20 protein-coding genes are annotated in these 23545 nt (G+C 60.2%); 12 read left to right on the top strand and 8 right to left on the bottom strand.

Annotation, left to right across the window (positions count from 1 at the left end):
* Positions 1-146: 146 nt before the first annotated feature.
* Entirely contained in the window at positions 147-347 is a 201-nt protein-coding gene (locus ACM110_RS12495; RefSeq protein ID WP_077047717.1) for a hypothetical protein, read from the bottom strand.
* 678 nt (positions 348-1025) lie between these two features.
* Here ACM110_RS12495 and pcaR point away from each other — a divergent pair.
* The 11 genes from pcaR (at position 1026) to pcaC (ending at position 11730) form a co-directional block, all read left to right on the top strand.
* On the top strand, positions 1026-1868 hold the full coding sequence (pcaR, locus tag ACM110_RS12490; protein WP_338585136.1) for a pca regulon transcriptional regulator PcaR: 843 nt from the start codon (positions 1026-1028) through the stop codon (positions 1866-1868).
* A 124-nt stretch (positions 1869-1992) separates the two neighbouring features.
* Positions 1993-3339, top strand: a complete 1347-nt coding sequence (locus tag ACM110_RS12485) for an MFS transporter (protein WP_416128008.1) — start codon at positions 1993-1995, stop codon at positions 3337-3339.
* Between the two features lie 161 nt (positions 3340-3500).
* Positions 3501-4358, top strand: a complete 858-nt coding sequence (locus tag ACM110_RS12480; protein WP_338585138.1) for a CoA transferase subunit A — start codon at positions 3501-3503, stop codon at positions 4356-4358.
* Positions 4358-5137 carry a CoA-transferase subunit beta gene (locus tag ACM110_RS12475; RefSeq protein ID WP_416128007.1) on the top strand — a complete coding sequence of 260 codons (780 nt, stop codon included), beginning with the start codon at positions 4358-4360 and terminating at the stop codon, positions 5135-5137. The genes ACM110_RS12480 and ACM110_RS12475 overlap by 1 nt, the downstream gene beginning before the upstream one ends.
* Positions 5134-6339 carry a 3-oxoadipyl-CoA thiolase gene (pcaF, locus tag ACM110_RS12470; RefSeq protein WP_416128006.1) on the top strand — a complete coding sequence of 402 codons (1206 nt, stop codon included), beginning with the start codon at positions 5134-5136 and terminating at the stop codon, positions 6337-6339. The genes ACM110_RS12475 and pcaF overlap by 4 nt, the downstream gene beginning before the upstream one ends.
* A 37-nt stretch (positions 6340-6376) precedes the next feature.
* Entirely contained in the window at positions 6377-7081 is a 705-nt protein-coding gene (pcaH, locus tag ACM110_RS12465) for a protocatechuate 3,4-dioxygenase subunit beta (RefSeq protein WP_416128005.1), read from the top strand.
* A 1-nt stretch (position 7082) separates the two neighbouring features.
* Entirely contained in the window at positions 7083-7649 is a 567-nt protein-coding gene (gene pcaG / locus ACM110_RS12460; RefSeq protein WP_416128004.1) for a protocatechuate 3,4-dioxygenase subunit alpha, read from the top strand.
* 162 nt (positions 7650-7811) lie between these two features.
* Entirely contained in the window at positions 7812-9116 is a 1305-nt protein-coding gene (locus ACM110_RS12455) for an MFS family transporter (RefSeq protein WP_416128003.1), read from the top strand.
* Between the two features lie 43 nt (positions 9117-9159).
* Positions 9160-10524 (top strand): 3-carboxy-cis,cis-muconate cycloisomerase, encoded by a 1365-nt coding sequence (locus ACM110_RS12450; RefSeq protein ID WP_416128002.1) that lies wholly within the window; start codon positions 9160-9162, stop codon positions 10522-10524.
* A gap of 11 nt (positions 10525-10535) precedes the next feature.
* Positions 10536-11327, top strand: a complete 792-nt coding sequence (gene pcaD, locus ACM110_RS12445; protein ID WP_416128001.1) for a 3-oxoadipate enol-lactonase — start codon at positions 10536-10538, stop codon at positions 11325-11327.
* A 10-nt stretch (positions 11328-11337) separates the two neighbouring features.
* Entirely contained in the window at positions 11338-11730 is a 393-nt protein-coding gene (gene pcaC / locus ACM110_RS12440; RefSeq protein WP_416128000.1) for a 4-carboxymuconolactone decarboxylase, read from the top strand.
* Between the two features lie 92 nt (positions 11731-11822).
* Here pcaC and ACM110_RS12435 read toward each other — a convergent pair whose 3' ends face one another.
* The 4 genes from ACM110_RS12435 to emhA all read right to left on the bottom strand — a co-directional run bounded on the left by ACM110_RS12435 (position 11823) and on the right by emhA (position 19305).
* Positions 11823-13082, bottom strand: coding sequence for an OprD family porin (locus ACM110_RS12435; protein WP_416127999.1), 1260 nt, complete (start codon positions 13080-13082; stop codon positions 11823-11825).
* A gap of 440 nt (positions 13083-13522) precedes the next feature.
* Positions 13523-14983, bottom strand: coding sequence for an efflux RND transporter outer membrane subunit EmhC (gene emhC / locus ACM110_RS12430; protein WP_416127998.1), 1461 nt, complete (start codon positions 14981-14983; stop codon positions 13523-13525).
* On the bottom strand, positions 14983-18144 hold the full coding sequence (emhB, locus tag ACM110_RS12425; RefSeq protein WP_416127997.1) for an efflux RND transporter permease subunit EmhB: 3162 nt from the start codon (positions 18142-18144) through the stop codon (positions 14983-14985). The genes emhC and emhB overlap by 1 nt, the downstream gene beginning before the upstream one ends.
* Positions 18145-18147: 3 nt before the next feature.
* The gene (gene emhA / locus ACM110_RS12420; protein WP_416127996.1) at positions 18148-19305 is read right to left on the bottom strand and encodes an efflux RND transporter periplasmic adaptor subunit EmhA; all 1158 of its coding nucleotides are present in this window, start codon (positions 19303-19305) and stop codon (positions 18148-18150) included.
* 266 nt (positions 19306-19571) lie between these two features.
* Here emhA and emhR point away from each other — a divergent pair, with 266 nt between their 5' ends.
* Positions 19572-20204, top strand: a complete 633-nt coding sequence (gene emhR, locus ACM110_RS12415) for an efflux system transcriptional repressor EmhR (RefSeq protein WP_338585151.1) — start codon at positions 19572-19574, stop codon at positions 20202-20204.
* Positions 20205-20508: 304 nt separating this feature from the next.
* On the opposite strand, the gene ACM110_RS12410 is transcribed toward emhR, so the two are convergent.
* The 3 genes from ACM110_RS12410 to ACM110_RS12400 all read right to left on the bottom strand — a co-directional run bounded on the left by ACM110_RS12410 (position 20509) and on the right by ACM110_RS12400 (position 23527).
* Positions 20509-21033: a hypothetical protein gene (locus tag ACM110_RS12410; protein ID WP_416127995.1), complete on the bottom strand. Its 525-nt coding sequence runs from the start codon at positions 21031-21033 to the stop codon at positions 20509-20511.
* A gap of 249 nt (positions 21034-21282) precedes the next feature.
* On the bottom strand, positions 21283-22332 hold the full coding sequence (locus ACM110_RS12405; RefSeq protein ID WP_416127994.1) for an alkene reductase: 1050 nt from the start codon (positions 22330-22332) through the stop codon (positions 21283-21285).
* Positions 22333-22360: 28 nt separating this feature from the next.
* Positions 22361-23527 carry an MFS transporter gene (locus ACM110_RS12400; RefSeq protein WP_416127993.1) on the bottom strand — a complete coding sequence of 389 codons (1167 nt, stop codon included), beginning with the start codon at positions 23525-23527 and terminating at the stop codon, positions 22361-22363.
* Positions 23528-23545: the final 18 nt, after the last annotated feature.

The following is a 23545-nucleotide window of genomic DNA, read 5'->3' as shown; positions in this document are numbered from 1 at the left end:
GAGGAGGGTCAGTTATGAGCCTTTTACCCTGTCCGATGAGCAAGGTGGCCGCTGCCCGCTCGTAGCGGGCGCAAAAGGCAACATCAATGCATCCCGCTTTTACCGGTTGCAAACGCAGACCCCTGGAAGGATTCAAGCCGAGGCCGTCATGGCTCTTCGGTTTTGAGTTCCTTTTCCATTTTTTCCAGTTCTTGCTTGAAAACCTGATCCTGAACGGTGGCGCGTTTACGCCAGGGCTTGCGTTCTGGTTCGGGCTGAGCGGCGTAGGTGGTGACTTCCCCGCCGTAAACTTCCTTGTAACGTTGTTCCTGGCGCTCAAGTTCCGCGCGCAGTTCGTCTTTCGTCACAGTGCTACCTGATTGAGTTGAGATAAATTCTGGTGAAACGCGCTGCGTTCAATGTATTGACCACGCTCGGCGAAAAGACAAGGCCCATGCAGGCATCGTTTTTACGGCAGGGCGATCAATACATCCATGTTGCAGGCGGCCACGGCACCAGAGGCAAATAGCTGACGTAGCATCAGATTCCTGTTTCGGCGAGCGCATTGGCGATGCGAATGCAGTCAGCGTAGGGCGCTTGCCGGAGGCAGCGGCGATGGGACATCGAGCCACCGGGTAGCGGGAGCGGCGAGTAAAGAACCGTCTGGCTACTGATTTGCATTATAGCGAGCGATTCACAGAACACTATCGCCAAACAGTTAAAAGTAGATCTTGATGTGTGATTGTTTTGTTGCCCGCAACTTTTAGAGTCAACTAGCGCATTGGCGAAGGTCACTGGACGGCGATGCCTTTCTGGCGCCATTAAGTCGAACAACTTAGGGGCAACTTAACTCAGCGTTTCGGCCAGTGTGTAAACATATAAGAAAGGTTGCGCAATTCAGCCTGTCGGCGGTTCGGGAGGGCGGCGGGGCAATTGCGATTATCGGTCGATGGTTCGATAATCGCCCGATGTTGCTTGCCCGGTCTTGTTTACCGGGTCCATGGCGCTTGTAATAGCCGCTGATCCGTGTGGGAAAAGGACCTTAAATGAACGATCAACTGCGCAATTCCTTCGCTTCAGTCGCACCGCCGATCGTCGCTTCGCCCGCCAAGCGGATCCAGGCCATGACCGGTGACCCGGATTTCATGACGTCGCTGGCGCGTGGGCTGGCTGTCGTGCAGGCATTCCAGGAGCGCAAGCGGCACCTGACCATCGCCCAGATCAGCCACCGCACGGAAATTCCCCGCGCCGCTGTCAGACGTTGCCTGCATACGCTGATCAAACTCGGCTACGCCACCACCGACGGTCGCACCTATTCCTTGCTGCCCAAAGTGCTGACCCTCGGCCATGCCTACGTCTCCTCGACGCCGCTGGCAGTTTCGGCCCAGCCGTACCTGGACCGCATGAGCGAGCAACTGCACGAGGCCTGCAACATGGCCACCCTGGAAGGCGACGACATCCTGTACATCGCCCGCTCGGCGACCACCCAGCGCCTGATTTCGGTCGACCTTTCCGTGGGCGGGCGCTTGCCGGCTTATTGCACGTCGATGGGCCGGATATTGCTCGCCGCGCTGGATGACACGTCGCTCGGCGAATACCTCGATCACGCCGACTTGCAAGCCAAGACCAGCCGCACCATCCACACACCCGAGGCGCTGCTCGAATGCCTGCAGGAAGTTCGGCAACAAGGCTGGTGCATTGTCGATCAAGAGCTTGAGCAAGGCCTGCGCTCGATTGCCGTCCCGGTTTACGACGCCTCCGGTCAAGTGGTCGCGGCCCTTAACGTCAGCACCCATGCCGGGCGGGTCAGTCGCAATGAACTGGAACAACGCTTTCTTCCGGGTCTGTTAAGCGCCAGCCGCGACCTCAGCGCTCAGTTGTTTGCCTAAGGTGTTCGATAAACGCACAGAGTCGCGTCTGGCGAATTGACGCTGTTTCCTCCGGATCATTACTGTCGCGGCTGCGCCAGCGTTGGCTGGCTACCCGTTCGACTGTGATCCATGGATAAAAATAATGAACCAGCCTCAGTCTGCTGTAGGTAACTGCCTCGACGTGCAGTCCTTCATCAACGCTCAACCCATTTCGCGCTATCAATGGCGAGTGGTGATCCTGTGTTTCCTGATTGTCTTCCTCGATGGCCTCGACACCGCGGCCATGGGTTTCATTGCGCCAGCCCTGTCTCAGGACTGGGGAATCGACCGCGCCAGCCTGGGCCCGGTAATGAGTGCGGCACTGATCGGCATGGTCTTCGGGGCGTTGGGCTCCGGCCCGTTGGCTGACCGTTTCGGGCGAAAAGTTGTGTTGGTTGGCGCGGTATTGCTGTTCGGCGTCTTCAGCCTGGCCTCGGCGTACAGCACCAACGTCGACCAATTGCTGGTGCTGCGCTTTCTGACCGGTTTGGGATTGGGCGCGGGCATGCCGAACGCCACCACGCTGCTGTCGGAATACACCCCGGAACGCAAGAAATCCCTGCTGGTGACCAGCATGTTCTGCGGTTTCAACCTGGGCATGGCCGGTGGGGGATTCATCTCGGCCAAGCTGATCCCGGCATTCGGCTGGCACAGCCTGTTGCTGATCGGCGGGATTCTGCCGTTGATCCTGGCCGTAGTTCTGCTGTTCTGGCTGCCGGAATCGGCGCGCTATCTCGTCGTCCGTAACCGTGGCACCGACAAGGTGCGCAAGACCCTGGCGCCCATCGACCCGAAAGTCGTAGCGCAAGCCTCGAGCTTCAGCGTGCCGGAACAGAAAACCGTGAAGGCGCGCAACGTGTTTGCGGTGATCTTCTCCGGCACCTACAGCGTCGGCACGTTGCTGCTGTGGCTGACCTATTTCATGGGCCTGGTGATCGTTTACCTGCTGACCAGTTGGCTGCCGACCCTGATGCGCGACAGTGGCGCGAGCATGGAGCAAGCGGCGTTCATCGGCGCACTGTTCCAGTTTGGCGGTGTGTTGAGCGCGGTGGGCGTAGGTTGGGCGATGGACCGGTTTAATCCGCACAAAGTCATCGGCATTTTCTACCTGCTGGCCGGGGTATTTGCCTACGCGGTAGGACAGAGCCTGGGCAACATCACGCTGCTGGCAACTCTGGTGCTGGTGGCCGGGATGTGCGTCAACGGCGCGCAATCGGCGATGCCGTCGCTGGCCGCGCGGTTTTATCCGACCCAGGGCCGTGCGACCGGTGTGTCGTGGATGCTCGGCATCGGCCGCTTTGGCGCGATCCTCGGCGCATGGATGGGCGCAACGCTGTTGGGCCTGGACTGGAACTTCGAGCAAGTGCTGACGGCCTTGGTGATTCCAGCGGCGTTGGCGACCACGGCGGTGGTGATCAAGGGCATGGTCAGCCATGCGGATGCGACCTGAGCGACGATCGGTAGCCAGACAACAATGTGTTCGATAAACGAACACTCAGTCGATTATCGGATTGTTTGGCGTTTTTCACAGGCTTAATCTGCAGTTATTGCGGCGCTGCGCATCGGCGCCTTTTTCCACTGTCGGTTAATAACAAATGGGAGCCTGCCCCAATGGCTGAAATTCTTTCGCTGCACGACGCGGTGAAGCAATTCGTAAACGACGGCGATACCGTTGCGCTCGAAGGCTTTACCCACCTGATCCCTACGGCGGCGGGTCACGAAATCATTCGTCAGGGCAAGAAAGACCTGACCCTGGTACGAATGACCCCTGACCTGATCTACGACCAGTTGATCGGTGCCGGTTGTGCCCGCAAGCTGATTTTCTCCTGGGGCGGTAATCCGGGTGTCGGTTCGCTGCATCGTCTGCGTGACGCGGTCGAGAAGCAGTGGCCACACGCGCTGGAAATCGAAGAACACAGCCACGCCGACCTGGCCAATGCCTACGTCGCCGGTGCTTCCGGCCTACCGTTCGCGGTGCTGCGTGCCTACGCCGGTTCCGACCTGCCGAAGGTCAACCCGCTGATCAAATCCGTGACCTGCCCATTCACTGGCGAAGTGTTGGCCGCCGTGCCTTCGGTTCGCCCGGACATCACCGTGATCCACGCACAGAAAGCCGACCGCAAAGGCAACGTACTGCTGTGGGGCATTCTCGGTGTGCAAAAAGAAGCCGCACTGGCCGCCAAGCGCTGCATTGTTACCGTTGAGGAAATCGTCGACGACCTCAAGGCACCGATGAACTCCTGCGTGCTGCCGACCTGGGCCCTGAGCGCAGTCTGCCACGTACCGGGCGGCGCGCATCCGTCTTACGCCCACGGTTACAACGAACGCGACAACCGCTTCTATCAAGCCTGGGACCCGATTGCCCGCGACCGTGACACCTTCACCGCGTGGATCAACGAGTACATCCATGGCAGCGCTGACTTCAGCGAGTTCCAGGCCAAACTGGCCGCCGCTTCGGAGGCGAAGTAATGACTTACACCACCAATGAAATGATGACCGTCGCCGCCGCTCGCCGTCTGAAGAACGGTTCGGTGTGCTTCGTCGGTATCGGCCTGCCATCGAAAGCCGCCAACCTGGCGCGCCTGACCTCTTCGCCTGACGTTGTGCTGATCTACGAATCGGGCCCGATCGGTGCCAAGCCGAGCGTGCTGCCATTGTCGATCGGCGACGGTGAGCTGGCGGAAACCGCCGACACCGTGGTCCCGACCGGCGAGATTTTCCGCTACTGGCTGCAGGGCGGGCGCATTGACGTCGGTTTCCTCGGCGCCGCGCAGGTCGACCGTTTCGGCAACATCAACACCACCGTCGTCGGTGATTACCACTCGCCGAAAGTCCGTCTGCCAGGTGCCGGTGGCGCGCCGGAGATTGCCGGTTCGGCCAAGAGCGTGCTGATCATCCTCAAGCAGTCGTCGCGTTCCTTCGTCGACAAACTCGACTTCATTACCTCGGTCGGTCACGGTGAAGGCGGCGACTCGCGCAAGCGTCTCGGCCTGCCGGGCGCCGGTCCGGTCGGCATCATTACCGACCTGTGCACCATGGAGCCGGAAGAGGGCACCCACGAATTCGTGGTCACCGCGTTGCATCCTGGTGTAACCCGTGAGCAAGTGGTCGCCGCCACCGGTTGGCCGATCCGTTTTGCCGACAGCGTGGCACTCACCGCCGAGCCGACCGAGGTCGAACTCACCGCACTGCGTGATCTTGAAGCCCGTACCGCTGCCGCCCACGGCCAAGCCCCCGGAGAAGCGTGATGCGTGACGTTTATATCTGCGACGCGATTCGTACCCCCATCGGCCGTTTTGGCGGTGGCTTGTCGACCGTTCGCGCCGACGACCTGGCCGCCGTGCCGATCAAAGCCTTGATGGAGCGCAATCCGTCGGTGGACTGGAACGCCGTGGACGAGGTGTTCCTCGGCTGCGCCAACCAGGCCGGCGAAGACAACCGCAACGTCGCGCGCATGGCGCTGCTGCTGGCGGGACTGCCGGAAACCATTCCCGGCGTGACCCTCAATCGTCTTTGCGCTTCGGGCATGGATGCCATCGGCACCGCGTTCCGCGCCATCGCCAGTGGTGAAATGGAGCTGGCGATTGCCGGCGGCGTCGAGTCGATGTCCCGCGCGCCGTTCGTGATGGGCAAGGCTGACGCCGCGTTCTCGCGCAACATGAAACTGGAAGACACCACCATCGGCTGGCGCTTCATCAACCCGTTGATGAAAGCCCAGTACGGCGTGGACGCGATGCCGCAAACCGCCGACAACGTGGCTGACGACTACAAGGTATCCCGCGCCGATCAAGACGCGTTCGCCCTGCGCAGTCAGCAACGCACCGCCGCCGCGCAAGCCGCAGGTTTTTTCGCCGAAGAAATCGTCGAAGTGCGCATCACCCACAAGAAGGGTGAAACCGTGGTCAGCCAGGACGAGCATCCTCGCGCCGACACCACGCTGGAAGCGCTGACCAAACTGAAACCGGTCAACGGTCCCGACAAAACCGTGACTGCCGGCAATGCGTCGGGTGTGAACGACGGTGCCGCCGCGTTGATCCTGGCGTCAGCCGAAGCCGTTAAGAAACACGGTCTGACCGCTCGCGCCAAAGTGCTGGGCATGGCCAGCGCCGGTGTTGCGCCGCGTGTGATGGGCATCGGCCCGGTGCCAGCGGTGCGCAAACTGATTGAGCGCCTCGGTGTGGCGGTCAGCGATTTCGACGTGATCGAACTCAACGAAGCCTTCGCCAGCCAAGGCCTGGCGGTGCTGCGTGAACTGGGGATCGCCGACGACGCAGCCCAGGTCAACCCGAACGGCGGCGCCATTGCCTTGGGCCATCCGTTGGGCATGAGCGGTGCGCGTCTGGTGTTGACCGCGTTGCATCAGCTGGAAAAAAACGGTGGCAAGAAAGGTCTGGCGACCATGTGCGTCGGCGTCGGCCAAGGTCTGGCTTTGGCGATCGAGCGCGTCTGACGCGCTCTGAAGACTTATAAGAACTGAGGAATGTTTCATGACTGACAAGCCTGGTTACCGTCGCCCGCAGGAAGGCACTCAGCCGGAGTACCTGCACCCGACTTATCAATCCACCAACCTGCGCTCGCCGTCCAAGCCTTTGGTGTTCTTGCCGCACTCGCTGTCGGAAATCACCGGTCCGACCATCGGCGCCGAGCGTGTCAATGAGAAAGACAATGACCTGACTGCCCAGCATGACGCGGAACCTCAGGGTGAACGCATCATCATCCACGGCCGTGTGCTGGATGAAAACGGTCTGCCGGTGCCGGGGATTCTGGTGGAGATCTGGCAGGCCAACGCCGCCGGCCGCTACGCCCATGCCCGTGACCTGCACGACGCGCCGCTGGACCCGAATTTCACCGGTACCGGCCGTACCGTGACCGACGCCGATGGCTGGTACCAGTTCCAGACCATCAAGCCTGGCGCCTATCCGTGGGGTAACCACCACAACGCCTGGCGCCCGGCGCACATCCATTTCTCGCTGTTCGGACCGAGCATCCTCACGCGGCTGGTCACGCAAATGTATTTCCCGGGCGACCCGCTGCTGGCGTACGACCCGATCTACAACTGCGTGCCCGATACCCGCGCCAAAGAGCGTTTGATCGCCACGTTCGATCTGGAAAAAACCATCCCTTCCTATGCCCTCGGTTATCGCTGGGACATCGTTTTGCGCGGCCGCGACGCCACGCCGATGGAGAAATAAGATGACGCTGACTGCGACCACGTCCCACACCGTCGGGCCGTACTATCACATCGGCCTGACCTGGCTGAACCGCGAAAACCTGACCGTCGAACAAACCCTGGGCGAGCGCGTGGCGATCACCGGGCAAGTGGTCGATGGCAACGGCGATGTCGTCAACGACGCGATGCTCGAAGTCTGGCAGGCTAACGCCGCCGGCAAGTACGACCATCCGGAAGACGAGCAGGACAAACCCCTGGACCCGAATTTCGAAGGTTTTGGCCGGGTGCCGGTGGACGCTGAAGGGCGTTTCCGGTTCACCACAATCAAACCGGGCACGGTCGAAGGCCTGAAGGGCTCGACCCAGGCGCCGCACCTTGTCGTGCTGGTGTTCGCCCGTGGCCTGGTGAAGCACCTGCTGACGCGGATTTACTTCGATGGCGAGCCGGCCAACGTCGACGATCCGCTGCTCGAATGCGTACCGGCCGAGCGTCGCGGGACGCTGCTGGCGAAACAGGATGCGTCGGGTGTGTACCAGTGGAATGTGATTCTGCAGGGTACTGATGCCGAGACGGTGTTCTTCGATTATTAAGATCTAGATCAAAAGATCGCAGCCTGCGGCAGCTCCTACATAAACACGGCGTACACCCTGTAGGAGCTGCCGCAGGCTGCGATCTTTTGATGCTTGTTGCTGCGGAACGGGACTGTTGCAAAGTATGTCTAGACTCTCACTGTCCCTATTGAGTAAAAAACAATGACAACGACCACCGCTACAGAACCTCTCTACACCGGCGAAGAACGCAGCAAGCGGATCTTCGCCATTGTCGGCGCCTCGTCCGGCAACCTCGTCGAATGGTTCGACTTTTACGTCTACGCCTTCTGTGCGATCTATTTCGCCCCGGCGTTTTTCCCGTCCGATAACCCGACGGTGCAGCTGGTCAACACCGCGGGCGTGTTCGCCGCCGGGTTCCTGATGCGGCCGATTGGCGGCTGGATTTTCGGCCGTGTCGCGGACAAGCACGGGCGCAAGAACTCGATGCTGATCTCGATTCTGATGATGTGCTTCGGCTCGTTGCTGATCGCCTGTCTGCCGACGTACGCCAGCATCGGCGTCTGGGCGCCGATCCTGTTGCTGTTCGCCCGCTTGCTGCAAGGCTTGTCGGTGGGCGGCGAGTACGGCACCACGGCGACCTACATGAGCGAAGTCGCGCTCAAGGGCCAGCGCGGGTTCTTCGCCTCGTTCCAGTACGTGACCCTGATTGGCGGACAGCTGCTGGCGGTGTCGCTGGTGGTGATCCTGCAACAGTTCCTCAATGAGGATGAGCTGCGTGCCTACGGCTGGCGGATTCCATTCGTGGTCGGTGCGGTGGCGGCGTTGATTTCACTGTTCCTGCGTCGTTCGCTGAAAGAAACCAGCAGCAAGGAAATGCGCGAGAACAAAGACGCCGGCAGCATCAAGGCGCTGTTCCGCGACCACAAAGCCGCGTTCATCACCGTGTTGGGTTACACCGCCGGTGGCTCGCTGATTTTCTACACTTTCACCACATACATGCAGAAGTATCTGGTGAACACCGCCGGCATGCACGCCAAGACCGCCAGCTACATCATGACCGGCGCGCTCTTTCTCTATATGTGCATGCAGCCGCTGTTCGGCATGCTCGCCGACAAGATCGGCCGACGTAACTCGATGCTCTGGTTCGGCGCCCTCGGCACTTTGTGCACCGTGCCGATTTTGCTGAGCCTGAAAAGTGTCAGCAGTCCGTTCCTGGCTTTTGTACTGATCACCGTGGCGCTGGCAATCGTCAGTTTCTACACCTCGATCAGCGGCCTGGTGAAAGCCGAGATGTTTCCGCCGGAAGTGCGCGCACTGGGCGTCGGCCTGGCGTATGCGGTGGCGAATGCGATCTTCGGCGGATCGGCGGAATTTGTGGCCCTGAGCCTGAAGAACGTAGGCATGGAAAACTCCTTCTACTGGTACGTGACGGTGATGATGGCGATCGCGTTCCTGTTCAGCCTGCGTCTGCCGAGACAGGCGAAGTATCTGCACCACGATCTTTGATCTTTACGCGGGCCTCACCGGCCCGCGCCTCCAGGGACTGTTTATGAACCAGCGACCGGGCAATCAATTGTTCGATGCCTATTTCACTGCCCGCGATATGCGTGACGTGTTCTGCGATCAGGGCCGCGTCCAGGCCATGCTCGATTTCGAAGCGGCACTGGCCCGGGCCGAAGCGCGGGTCGGTTTGATTCCGCAGACGGCGGTGGCGCCGATCATGGCGGCGTGTCAGGCCGGGCATTACGACTTTGCAGCCCTCGGCGAGGCGATTGCCACGGCGGGCAATTCGGCGATTCCGTTGGTCAAGGCATTGGGCAAACAGATCGCCGTGAAGGACGCCGAAGCCGAGCGCTACGTGCATCTGGGCGCGACCAGTCAGGACGTGATGGACAGCGGCCTGGTGCTGCAATTGCGCCGGGCGCTGGAACTGATCGAAAGCGATCTGGCGCAATTAGGGCAAGTTCTCGCGACCCAGGCTCAGCGTTATGCGGCGACGCCGCTGTCCGGGCGTACCTGGTTGCAACACGCGACACCGGTCACCCTCGGCATGAAAATCGCCGGTTGGTTGGGCGCAGTGACTCGTAGTCGCCAGCGTTTGGTCGAACTCAAACCACGCCTGCTGGTGCTGCAATTCGGCGGCGCTTCCGGGACGCTCGCCGCGCTCGGTGATCAGGCCATGCCGATTGCGCTGGCGCTGGCCGAAGAGCTGCAACTGAATCTGCCTGAACAGCCATGGCACACCCAGCGTGATCGCGTGGTGGAATTTGGCGCGGTGCTTGGCCTGATCGCCGGCAGCCTCGGCAAACTCGGCCGCGACATCAGCCTGTTGATGCAAACCGAAGCGGGCGAAGTGTTCGAACCTTCGGCGCCGGGCAAGGGTGGTTCCTCGACCATGCCGCACAAACGCAACCCGGTAGGCGCGGCGGTGCTGATCGGCGCGGCGACTCGCGTACCCGGTTTGCTCTCGACGCTGTTCAGCGCCATGCCACAAGAACACGAACGCAGCCTCGGGTTGTGGCATGCCGAATGGGAAACGCTGCCGGAGATTTGCTGCCTGGTGTCCGGCAGCCTGCAACAAGCGCTGTTGGTCGCCCAAGGTCTGGAAGTGGATGCCGAACGCATGGCGCGCAATCTCGACCTGACCCAAGGCCTGGTGCTCGCCGAAGCGGTGAGCATCGTCCTCGCGCAACGGGTTGGTCGCGATACCGCGCATCACCTGCTGGAACAATGCTGCAAACGCGCCGTGGCCGAACAGCGTCATCTGCGCGCGGTACTCGGTGACGAACCGCAAGTGACTGCCGAACTGTCGGCCGCCGAACTCGATCAACTGCTGGACCCCGCTCATTACCTCGGCCAGGCCAAAACCTGGGTTGAGCGAGCGGTGGCCGAACATTCTGCATTGACTGCCTGAAGGAGATTGCTGTGGCTTTCGTTCAACTCGCCGATGGCGAACTACATTATCAAGTTGATGGACCGGTCGATGCGCCGGTGCTGGTGCTGTCCAACTCGCTGGGCACCGACCTGCACATGTGGGACGCACAAATTCCGGCGTTCACCGAGCATTTTCGCGTGCTGCGTTTCGACACTCGCGGTCACGGCAAATCGCTGGTAACCCCGGGGCCGTACAGCATCGAGCAACTGGGCCACGACGTGCTGGCGCTGCTGGATGCCTTGCACATCGAACGCGCGCATTTCTGCGGCCTGTCCATGGGCGGGTTGATCGGCCAGTGGCTGGGCATCAATGCCGGCGAGCGTTTGAACAAATTGATCGTGTGCAACACGGCAGCGAAAATCGGCGACCCGTCGATCTGGAACCCGCGCATTGAAATGGTGCTGCGCGATGGTCAGGCGGCGATGGTTGCCCTGCGTGACGCGTCGATTGCACGCTGGTTCACCCCGGACTTCTCCGAGGCCAACCCGGCAGCGGCCAAGCAGATTACCGACATGCTCGCGGCCACTTCGCCGGAAGGTTATGCGGCCAACTGTGCGGCGGTGCGCGATGCCGATTTCCGTGATCAGTTGTCGTCGATCAAGGCGCCATTGCTGGTGATCGCCGGCGCTCAGGATGCGGTCACGCCGCCGTCCGGTGGGCACTTCATTCAGGAGCATGTGCCGGGCGCCGAGTACGCCGAGTTCCATGCCGCGCATCTGTCCAACGTCCAGGCCGGCAGTGCGTTCAGTGAGCGGGTGCTGGCGTTTCTGTCGGCCCAGTGAGGATTATTTCGTGGAAGAGAAACAACGTTACGACGAGGGAATGGAAGTCCGCCGCGCAGTGCTCGGCGACGCCCACGTCGACCGCAGCCTGACCACCCTGACCGAGTTCAACTCGGAGTTTCAGGAGATGATCACCCGCCACGCCTGGGGCGACATCTGGACACGTCCCGGCCTGCCGCGCCACACCCGCAGCCTGATCACCATCGCCATGCTGATCGGCATGAACCGCGAGGGCGAACTCAAACTGCACCTGCGTGCCGCCGCCAACAACGGCGTGAGCCGTGGCGAGATCAAGGAAGTGATCATGCAGAGTGCGATCTATTGCGGCATTCCCGCCGCCAACGCGACGTTCCACCTGGCGGAGTCGGTGTGGGATGAGTTGGGGGTTGAGTCGCGGGAATAGGGTCGCGGTTTAAAAAGATCGCAGCCTTCGGCAGCTCCTACAGGGGAAAGTGAACACCTGTAGGAGCTGCCGAAGGCTGCGATCTTTTGACTTTAAAGCAAGCTGATCGGATAGCTGATGATCACCCGGTTCTCATCGAACTCGTTATTGCTGTAATCCCGGCGCATGGTCGAGTTGCGCCATTTCACGTTCAGGTCCTTCAGCGCACCACTTTGCACGGTGTAGCCCAATTCCGATTCACGCCCCCATTCCTTGCCATCGGTAATCGTGCCGGTGTGCACGTTGTCGCCGCTGATGTAGCGGTTCATCAGCGTCAGGCCCGGTACGCCGAGGGCGACGAAGTTATAGTCGTGACGCACCTGCCAGGATTTTTCCCGGGCGTTGTCGTAGCTGGAGTTGTAGCTGTCGTTGGCCAGCGTGCCGCCGCTGGTGCCGTTGACCCGCATCCACGGGCTGTCGCCGGTGAGTTTTTGCAGGCCGACGTAGAAGGTGTTGCCGCCGTACTTGGCCGAGAGCAGGCCGTACATGGTTTTGTTGTCGAGCTCCCCGGCGCGGGCGCTGCCGTCATCCTTGCCGTAGAAGAACCCGAGGTTGGCGCCGAGGGTCCAGTCGCCGATCGGTTGGCTGTGGGTCAGGTTGATGAATTGCTGGCTGTAGATGTCCTTCAGTTCAGCATTCCACACGCCGATCTGGGTGCGTTTTTCGTTGAACAGGTATTCGCCGCCCTGGAAGTTGAAACGGTCGGAAGTGAATGCCGCTTTGCCGGTCATCGACATGTCGTCCATGCTGCTGTCGTCGCGCGGGCTGTTCTGGCGGAACTGGCCGCCGTAGAGCGTCAGGCCGGCGATTTCCTTCGAGGTGATCTGACCGCCGCGGAAGGTTTGCGGCAGCGAACGACCGTCGTCCGAACGCAGGATCGGCAGCACCGGCATCCATTCGCCCACCTTCACTTCAGTCTGCGACAGCTTGGCCTTGAACGCCACGTTGGTGCGCCCGAAGTTGTCCGCCGGGCGGCCGTCGCTGTCCAGCGGCAGTAGCTGCGTACCGCCTGTGCCTTTACCGCCATCGAGCTTCACCGAATACAACCCCAGCACATCCATGCCGAACCCGACGGTGCCTTGGGTGAACCCGGATTTTGCGTCGAGTATGAAGCTCTGCGTCCACTCTTCAGCTTTGCCCTGGGCCTTGGTCGGGTTGGTGAAATTACGGTTGATGTAGAAGTTGCGCAGGTTCAGGTTGACCTTGGCGCCTTCGACAAAGCCTGACTCTTCGGCCTGGGCGGGCAGGGCCGCACTGGCCAGGGCGACGGCGATCAGGCTGGGAACGAAATACTGCGCGGTGGAAGGCGTCATGGGCTCGGGTCTCTCTGATTCTTGGGGGTGAAACGGGGTGATGCCGCGACCGGGAAGGTGCGGACAGGTAGTCGAATTTTTTGGGATAAAGCCTGGGGATCAGCCGGACAGGGCAGGGCGCGGGGGCATGGTGTCGAACCTGTTGTTATTGGTTTTGTGGGTCGGATGGTGCGGGGAATGTACTGGATGGTTCAATTGCTGAAAGCGGGTTTTGGGCGATTATCGAACGTAAGATTGGCTCTGGTTTTTGTGCTGTTCTTGCGGGCCTCATCGCTGGCAAGCCAGCTCCCACAGTGTCCGTGTCGTACGTAAATTTTATGGTCCACTGTGAACCTGTGGGAGCTGGCTTGCCAGCGATGAGGCCCGCACGGCTAACACACCTTTCCCCGCAGCCAACAAAAAGCCCACCAATCGGTGGGCTCTTTGTTTTCACTGCGTTATCAGAACAACTTCAACTTCGGCGCTTCTTCTTTCAATGGCTCGTTCTTCGCCGTTTGTTCGTTCCAGCCACCACCCAGGGCCTTGTACAGGTTGACCTGGCTGACCAGCTGCGCCAGACGGTCGGTGATCAGCACTTGTTGGGCGCTGAACAGCTGACGCTGGGCATCGAGGAAGGTCAGGTTGCTGTCGACACCGATACGGTAGCGACGCTCGGCCAGACGGTAGTAGTCCTGGTTGGCGCTGACGAAGTCTTGCTGCGCCTGCAACTGTTGCACGTAGGTCTGGCGAGCGGCCAGGCCGTCGGCGACTTCCTGGAAGGCCGTTTGAATGGACTTCTCGTAGTTCGCCACGCCAATGTCTTTCTGGATTTTCGAGTAATCCAGGCTGGCGCGCAGGCTGCCGGCGTTGAAGATCGGCAGGTTGATCTGCGGCTGGAACAGCCAGGTGCCCGAACCGCCCTTGAACAGACCGGACAGGTCCGGGCTCAGGGTCCCGGCATTGGCGGTCAGGCTGATGCTCGGGAAGAACGCTGCGCGCGCCGCGCCGATGTTGGCGTTGGCCGCTTTCAGGTTGTATTCGGCTTGCAGGATGTCCGGACGACGTTGCAGCAAGTCCGACGGCAAGCCCGGCGGCACTTCGGCCAACAGATCGTCCGCCAGCGGTTTGGCCGCTTGCAGGTTGGCCGGAATGCTGGTGCCGAGCAGCAGCACCAGGCTGTTCTCATCCTGAGCGACCTGACGGGTGTACTTCGCCAGTTGCGCACGGGCGTTTTCCACCGAGGTGCGCGACTGCGCCAGATCCAGAGCCGAAGCGACCCCGACTTCGTTGCTGCGCGCGGTGAGCTTGTAGCTCTCCTCGAACGCGGCGAGGGTGTCCTGCGTCAGCTTGAGCAGTTCCTTGTCGGCCTGCCAGGTCAGGTAGGCATTGGCCACGCTGGCCACCAGACTGATCTGCGTGCTGCGACGGCCTTCTTCGGTGGCGAAGTACTTCTGCAGCGCTTCTTCGTTCAGGCTGCGAATCCGACCGAACAGATCGAGTTCATAAGCACTGATGCCGACGGTGGCCGAGTAGGAGCTGGTGATACCTGCTTCACCGGTCTGCGAAGCATCGGCCGGAACCCGCTGACGGGTGCCGGTGCCATTGGCCGAAACGGCCGGGAACAGATCGGCGCGGGAGATGCGGTATTGAGCCGCAAACGCGTCGATGTTCAGGGCCGCGACACGCAGGTCACGGTTGTTTTCCAGGGAAACCTGGATCAGCTGTTGCAGCGCAGGGTCGTGGAAAAACTGCCTCCAGCCTTGCTCGGCAGCGGCCTGCGCCGGTGCCTGGGCCGGCGAGTACGCCGGGCCCTGCGGGTATTGACCTGCCACCGGAGCGTCCGGCTGCTGATAATCAGGTATCAGCGAGCAGCCACCGAGCACGAAGGCGGCGACTGCCAGGGAGAGTAGCGACTTGCTCATTAGCCAGCCTCTTTAGGAGTTTCAGTAGCGTCTTCCCGGTCGACGTTTTTACGCTGACCCATGGCCGACACAGTGACGAAGAACAGTGGGACCCAGAAGATCGCCAGTACGGTTGCAGTGATCATACCGCCAATCACGCCGGTACCGATTGCATGCTGGCTACCCGAACCTGCGCCCGTGGATATCGCCAGTGGTACCACACCGAGAACGAAGGCGAGCGAGGTCATGATGATCGGTCGCAGACGCATGCGGCAGGCTTCGATCGCCGCCTCGCGCAAGCTGCGCCCTTGCTCGTGCAGTTCCTTGGCGAATTCGACGATCAGAATGGCGTTTTTCGCCGCCAGACCGATAGTCGTCAACAGGCCCACCTGGAAGTACACGTCGTTGGACAAACCGCGCAGGCTGGTGGCCATCAGCGCACCGATGATCCCCAGCGGCACCACCAACATTACCGCGATCGGAATCGACCAGCTTTCATACAACGCCGCCAGACACAGGAACACCATCAGCAGCGACAGGGCGTACAGCGCCGGCGCTTGCGAGCCGGACAGACGTTCCTCGTACGACAGGCCGGTCCAGGAAATACCGACACCGGCCGGCAGTTTCTTGGCAATGGCTTCGACTTCGGCCATGGCTTCACCGGTGGAATAACCCGGCGCCGGGGCACCGAGGATTTCCATCGCTTCCACGCCGTTGTATCGGGCCAGTTTCGGCGAACCGTAGATCCACTCACCCTTGGCGAACGCCGAGAACGGAACCATGGTGCCGACGCTGTTGCGCACGTACCACTTCTTCAGGTCCTCAGGGCTCATGCGAGCGCCCGGCTGGCCTTGCACGTAAACCTTCTTCACCCGACCACGGTCGATGAAGTCGTTGACGTAGCTACTGCCCAACGCAATCGACAGGGTGTTGTTGATGTCGGCGATGGTAATGCCCAGGGCACTGGCCTTCTCGTCATCGATTTCCAGCTGGTATTGCGGTTCGTCGTTCAGGCCGTTCGGACGCACCTGAGTCAGAATCTTGCTTTGCGCCGCCATGCCGAGGAACTGGTTACGCGCCTCCATCAGTTTTTCGTGACCGATACCGGCGCGGTCCTGAAGGAACACGTCGAAACCGGTGGCGTTACCCAGCTCCAGTACCGCTGGCGGGGCGAAGGCGAACACCATCGCGTCACGGAAGGTGAAGAAGTGCTGCTGGGCACGGGCTGCAACCTTGAACACGCTGTTGTCGGCGTTACGGTCGTCCCATGGACGAAGCATGATGAACGCCATACCCGAACTCTGGCCACGGCCGGCGAAGTTGAAGCCGGTCACGGTAAACACTGAGTTCACCGCATCGCCTTCACCGCCGTCCTTGCCCGGACGCAGCAGGAATTCACGCATTTCGTCCACGACCACTTGGGTACGCTGGGCAGTCGAACCGGCCGGAGTTTGCACCTGGGCGAACAGTACGCCCTGGTCTTCTTCCGGCAGGAACGCTGTTGGAATGCGGGTGAACAGCCAGATCATGCCGACGACGATGATCAGGTACGCCAACAGGTACGGCGCCTTGTGCGTCAGCATGCTGCCCACGCCACGCTCGTAGCTTCTGACACCACGGTCGAAGTTGCGGTTGAACCAGCCGAAGAAGCCGCGTTTCGGCGTGCCGTGCTCGCCTTTCTTGATCGGCTTGAGCATGGTGGCGCACAGCGCCGGGGTGAAGATCAGCGCAACCAGTACCGACAGAGCCATGGCCGAGACGATGGTGATCGAGAACTGCTTGTAGATCACACCGGTGGAACCGCTGAAGAACGCCATCGGCAACAGAACCGCCGACAGTACCAGAGCGATACCGACCAGTGCGCCCTGGATCTGGCCCATGGACTTCTTGGTGGCTTCCTTGGGCGACAGGCCTTCTTCGCTCATCACCCGTTCGACGTTTTCCACCACGACGATGGCGTCGTCCACCAGCAAGCCGATGGCCAATACCATACCGAACATGGTCAGGGTGTTGATGCTGAAACCGGCGGCCGCGAGGATGCCGAACGTACCGAGCAATACCACCGGCACAGTCATCGTGGTGATGATGGTCGCGCGGAAGTTCTGCAGGAACAGGAACATCACCAGGAACACCAGCGCAACCGCTTCAACCAGGGTGTGAACCACGCCTTTGATCGACTCGGTCACCACCGGGGTGGTGTCGTACGGGAACACCACTTCCATCCCTTGCGGGAAGAACGGCTTGAGGTTGTCGATGGTGGTGCGCAGCGCCTTGGCGGTATCCAGCGCGTTGGCGCCGGTGGCCAGCTTCACCGCCAGACCGGATGCCGGGGCACCGTTGAACTGGGCATTGATGCTGTAGTTCTCACCACCCAGGCCGACATCGGCGACATCTTTCAACCGAACCTGAGAACCGTCCTTGTTGACCTTGAGCAGGATCTTGTCGAACTGCTCAGCGGTTTGCAGACGAGTCTTGCCGATGATCGTCGCGTTCAGCTGGGTGCCGGGCAGGGCAGGCAAACCGCCGAGTTGACCGGAGGACACCTGAACGTTCTGTGCGGCGATGGCGGTCTTGACGTCGATCGGGGTCAGGTTGAAGTTGTTCAACTTGGCCGGGTCGAGCCAGATACGCATGGCGTACTGCGAACCGAACACCTGGAAGTCACCGACACCGGCGGTCCGCGAGATCGGGTCCTGCATGTTCGACACGATGTAGTTGGACAGGTCGTCCTTGGTCATGCTGCCGTCACGCGACACCACGCCGATCACCAGCAGGAAGTTCTTCACTGCCTTGGTCACGCGGATACCCTGTTGCTGCACTTCTTGCGGCAGCAGCGGGGTGGCCAGGTTCAGCTTGTTCTGGACCTGGACCTGCGCGGTATCGGAGTTGGTGCCTTGCTCGAAGGTCGCGGTGATGGTCATGGTGCCGTCGGAGTTACTTTCCGAGGACACATAACGCAGGTTGTCGATACCGTTGAGCTGCTGTTCGATCACCTGAACCACGGTGTCCTGCACGGTTTGCGCGGAAGCGCCCGGGTAGGTCACGGAAATGGCGATGGCCGGAGGCGCAATGCTCGGGTACTGGTTGATCGGCAGCTTGAGGATCGATAGTGCCCCGACCAGCATGATCACCAGGGCAATTACCCAGGCGAAAATCGGACGGTCGATAAAAAATTTCGACATGGTTTACTCCCCTTTGCCGCTGGAAGCCTTGTCAGCTGCCTGTGCGGGGGCCGGGTTCTTTGCGGCTACGTTGGTCGCATCGCTGGCTTTGACTTCAATGCCAGGTTTGACGAATTGCAGGCCTTCGGTAATCAGGCGATCGCCGGCTTTCAGACCGTCTTCGATCAGCCATTGGTTGCCGACGGTACGGCTGGCCTTGAGCTGACGCAGTTCGACCTTGTTGTCCGGCCCGACGACCAGTGCGGTCGGTGTGCCTTTGAGGTCGCGGGTCACGCCTTGTTGCGGGGCCAGGATCGCCGCGCTATTCACACCGGCCTGCAACCGGGCATGTACGAACATGCCGGGAAGCAGCGTGTGATCAGGGTTCGGGAACACGGCGCGCAGAGTCACGGAGCCGGTGGTCTGGTCAACCGAGACTTCGGAGAACTCCAGCTTGCCGTCGAGTTTGTACTGGCTGCCGTCTTCGAGGGTCAGCTTGACGGTCGCGGCGTTGTCGCCGGCCTTTTGCAGACGACCGCTTTCGAGGTCGCGGCGCAGTTGCAGCAGCTCGACCGAGGACTGGGTCACGTCGACGTAGATCGGGTCGAGTTGCTGGATCACGGCCATCGCCTCGGTCTGGGCATTGCTGACCAGCGCACCCTCGGTGACCGTAGATCGACCGATACGACCGGTCAGTGGCGCGTAGACCTTGGTGTAGCGCACATTGATCTGGGCCGTTTGCAGCGCGGCTTCCGATTGCAGGCGGTTGGCCACGGCCGTGTCGTATTCCTGGCGGCTCACGGCCTGTTCGTTGACCAGTTGCTGATAGCGATCGGAAATCGACTTGGTCGAACGCAGGTTGGCTTCGGCGCTTTTCTGGGTCGCTTCATAGATCGATGGATCGATCTGATACAGCTGCTGGCCGGCCTTGACGTCGCTGCCTTCCTTGAACAGACGCTTGAGAATGATGCCGTTGACCTGCGGACGAACCTCGGCAATGCGGAACGCACTGGTGCGCCCCGGCAATTCCGAGGTGAGCGTAAACGTTTGCGGCTGGAGCGTGACGACGCCGACCTGAGGCGGTGGTGCGGCCGGTGGAGCTTCTTCCTTTTTGCATCCGCTGAGCAGCGATGCCAGGGCGACGGCGGCGACCAGAGCGGTAACAGCTGGCTTGAATTGCATGAAAATCCTCGGGTCAGGCGCGAAATAAACGCACAAGAAAAGATGGAAGGTAAAAATTGGGTGCCGGGTGGATAAGTAGCATGCTAAGGAATATACTTACGTTCACGGCTGTTTGTAAATACCTTGGCTGTGTATCCACGCCGTTACAGACGCCGCTGAAAGGTTGGAATTGTAGGCCCGGGGACGATACCCAAGAGCGCTCGCCCCACTTTTATTCAGCTGATATTCAGACATCGCTGAAGCATCCTGATTGAGGTTGTACTGCCATGGTTCGTCGCACCAAAGAGGAAGCTCAAGAAACCCGTAGCCAGATACTCGAAGCGGCCGAGAAAGCCTTTTACGAGCGGGGCGTGGCCCGAACCACTCTGGCGGATATCGCGACCCTGGCCGGCGTCACGCGCGGGGCTATTTATTGGCATTTCAGCAACAAGGCGGATCTGGTGCAGGCCATGCTCGACACTCTGCACGAGCCGCTGGAAGAAATGGCCAAGGCCAGCGAGAGCGAAGACGAACTCGATCCGTTGGGCTGCATGCGCAAATTGTTGATTCATTTGTTTCATCAAATTGCGCTGGACCCGAAAACCCGGCGCATCAACGAAATTCTGTTTCATAAGTGCGAATTCACCGATGAAATGTGCGACCTGCGCCAACAGCGCGTGGCAGCCAGCCTGGACTGCAATGTGCGAATCGGCCTGGCCTTGAGTAACGCCGTGAATCGCGGACAGTTGCCGGAAAACCTCGACACCGCCCGAGCGGCCATCAGCCTGCACGCTTTTATCGATGGCATCCTGTATCAGTGGCTGTTGGCCCCTGACAGCTTTCAACTGCACATCGAGGCCGAGCGTTGGGTCGATACCGGTCTGGATCTATTGCGCTTCAGCCCCAGCCTGCGCAAGTGAAGCAAAATGCGTAATCAACGATGTATGTGTCAACCGTCGAAGCCATAGATGAACAGTTCTTCACCCGTCCTGTGGCAATGGGGTGCTTTTATATACGGACACGTGTCAGGTTGACAGATCGCAAGCTACATAAATTGTAGGAATTTTGTGTTGCGTTTGTATGAGGGGCTGAATTTCAAAAGGTGAATCAAGCCCAGAGGGAAGTAGCCCCGGCGATGCGCGCTGGGGCCAGGGGGGAGTTGAACAGGCAGACGTAATTTGACTTTGATGATTTATTAGTCGTCGTTTTTATTGGCTGGATAACTTAACCGAGTATCAGATCGACGCTAAAGCTGAAGGGCGCATCTTTGCTCCTGTCTGTTATCTCGGCGGTGGCCGGGTATCGACTATTGCTGTTACCCGATCGCGTGATTGTTGTTTTCCAGTTTGGCCAGAGGGTCGGGTGCAGTACGCCAAAGCCAATTGTAATTGTCAGTTGGATATCAATTGTGCAAATCAATCCATCTTCGGTGGCATACGAAAATTGTTGATGTAGTGGGGCGAACTTTCTCTTGTTGTAAGTTAGACCATTGCTGGAGAAGTCACGATAGTAAGGAAGGTTAAGAGTTTGTTCATCCTCTGCATCAATGTCGAAATCCGATAGCGACGTTCCAGTCAAGTCCCAGCCAGCCGTCAACAGGTGGATGGGCCCATTGGTGTTGTTGGTGATGTTAATTGTCATCACCGTATAGTGTTTGGGGAATGCTTGGCCTGAGGCAAATATTCCCTCTTTCTCAAGACTCATGTTTGCAGTAATAAGTGGTGCGTGAATTGGGCCGTTAGTGTCCATTGTTTAAATCCTTTAAATTGATAGGTAAGGCTTTCCGTAGCGTTCCGGTTTTGTCATGAGGCGTCGTGGAGTATCAAGTTATTCTTGGTGGGTGTCTGGCTTGTAATTGTAAATTTGTATGGCTTGTTTGGGGGCGCGGGTGTTGGTTGGGCGTATGAAGTTTTTTCAGGGGATTTGTTAGGTAAAGTTATTTTAAGTATAAAAAAAGCCCGACGTTAACGCGTCGGGCTTTTTATTTTTACATGGCTTTTACAGCGCTGGGTAGTCGATGTAGCCGACCGGGCCCTTGGCGTAGAACAGTTCCGGACGCGCTTCGTTCAGCGGCGCGTCAGCTTTCAAACGTGCAGGCAGGTCCGGGTTGGCAATGAACGGGACGCCGAAAGCGACCGCATCCGCCTTGCCGCTGGCCAGCCACGCGTTGGCGCTGTCCTTGGTGAAGCGTTCGTTGATGATGTACGGGCCGCCGAAGGCTTCCTTGATTTGTGGGCCGAGGCTGTCGGCGCCTTCTTTCTCGCGCGAGCAGATGAACGCGATGCCACGCTTGCCCAGTTCGCGGGCGACGTAGGTGAAGGTTTCGGCCAGGTTGTCATCGCCCATGTCATGGGAATCGGCACGTGGCGACAGATGCACACCGACGCGGCCGGCGCCCCAGACTTCGATCGCGGCGTCGGTCACTTCCAGCAATAGGCGTGCACGGTTTTCCAGGGAGCCGCCGTAGTTGTCGGTGCGCTGGTTGGTGCTGCTTTGCAGGAACTGGTCGAGCAGGTAACCGTTGGCGCCGTGGATTTCCACGCCGTCAAAACCGGCGGCCTTGGCGTTCTCGGCACCGGTGCGGTAGGCGTCGACGATGTCGGCGATTTCAGCGGTTTCCAGGGCGCGCGGGGTCGGGTAGTCAGACAATGGACGAACCAGGCTGACGTGACCTTTGGGCTGGATGGCGCTCGGTGCGACCGGCGCTTCACCGTTGAGATAGGACGAGTGCGAAACCCGGCCCACGTGCCACAGTTGCAGGAAAATCTTGCCGCCCGCGCCATGGATTGCCTTGGTCACGTTGGCCCAGCCACGCACCTGGTCGTTGGACCAGATACCCGGGGTGTCCGGATAGCCGACGCCCATTGGCGTGACCGAAGTCGCTTCGCTGAGGATCAACCCGGCAGTTGCGCGTTGCACGTAGTACTCGGCCATCAGCGCGTTCGGCACACGGCCTTCGTCGGCGCGGCAGCGGGTCAGCGGGGCCATGATGATGCGGTTGGCCAACTCGAGGTCACCCAGTTTGATCGGATCGAAAATAGTGGTCATTCAGTACAACCCTCGTGAGGTAAGTGAATCAGTTGGTAGCAGGAGCCAGCTCGGGATTGCCGTTCTGGCGGAAAGTAATCAGGGTAACCAGCAAGGCGAGTACCGCCAGTGCGCCTGCCGCGAGCGGCACGCTGGTCAGGCCGAAGCCGTGGGCGATGACGCTGCCGCCGACCCAGGCGCCAAGGGCGTTGCCGACGTTGAAGGCGCCGATGTTCAGGGTCGAAACCAGGTTCGGCGCGGCCTTGCCGTAAGTCACCACGTTGACTTGCAGGGCAGGCACGGCGGCAAAACACGCGGTAGCCCAGAGGAACAGGGTGATTTCGGTTGGGATCAGCGCGACGCTGGTCCAGGTCAGTACGGTGGACACCACCGCCATGGCGATGAACACGCCGATCATTGTGGCGGCCAGGCCTTTGTCGGCCATCTTGCCGCCGATGATGTTGCCGACCGTCAGGCCCAGGCCGATGAGCATCAATGTCCAGGTCACGCCACGGGGCGACACGCCGGTGACTTCGCCCAGCAGTGGCGCGACGTAAGTGAACAGGGTGAACACCGACGCGGCGAACAGCGCGGTCATGCTCAGGGACAACCAGATACCGGCGCCTTTGAGAGCGCGCAGTTCGGCACGCATGTCGAGTTTTTCTTCATCGCGCTTGGACGGCAGGAAGCGGATCAGGCCAATCAACGCAATCACACCAATCACGGTCACCGCCCAGAAGGTCGAACGCCAGCCGGCTTCCTGACCGAGCGCGGTGCCCAGCGGCACGCCGAGCACGTTGGCCAGGGTCAGGCCGGTGAACATCAGGGCCACGGCCGAGGCGCGCTTGTTCGCTGGCACCAGGCCGGCGGCTACGACTGAGCCGATACCGAAAAAGGCACCGTGACACAGGGCCGTGACCACGCGGGCAAACATCAGCACGTTGTAGTCACTGGCCACTGCGCAGAGCAGGTTGCCGATGATGAAAATACCCATCAACGCCACCAGTGCAGCCTTGCGTGGCAGCCTGGCGGTGGCCAGCGCCATGAACGGCGCACCGATGGCCACGCCCAGGGCGTAACCGGTCACCAGCCAGCCGGCACCGGGAATCGACACACCGAGATCGACCGCCACATCGGGCAGCAAGCCCATGATGACGAACTCGGTGGTGCCGATGGCGAAGGCGCTCAAGGCCAATATAAGTAGCGAGAGGGGCATTGGTTAATTCCTTTTGGC

This window comes from Pseudomonas sp. NFX98 (genome assembly GCF_047784845.1).
In the GTDB taxonomy this organism is placed as follows: domain Bacteria; phylum Pseudomonadota; class Gammaproteobacteria; order Pseudomonadales; family Pseudomonadaceae; genus Aquipseudomonas.
This window is presented reverse-complemented; position numbering and strand designations above follow the sequence as displayed.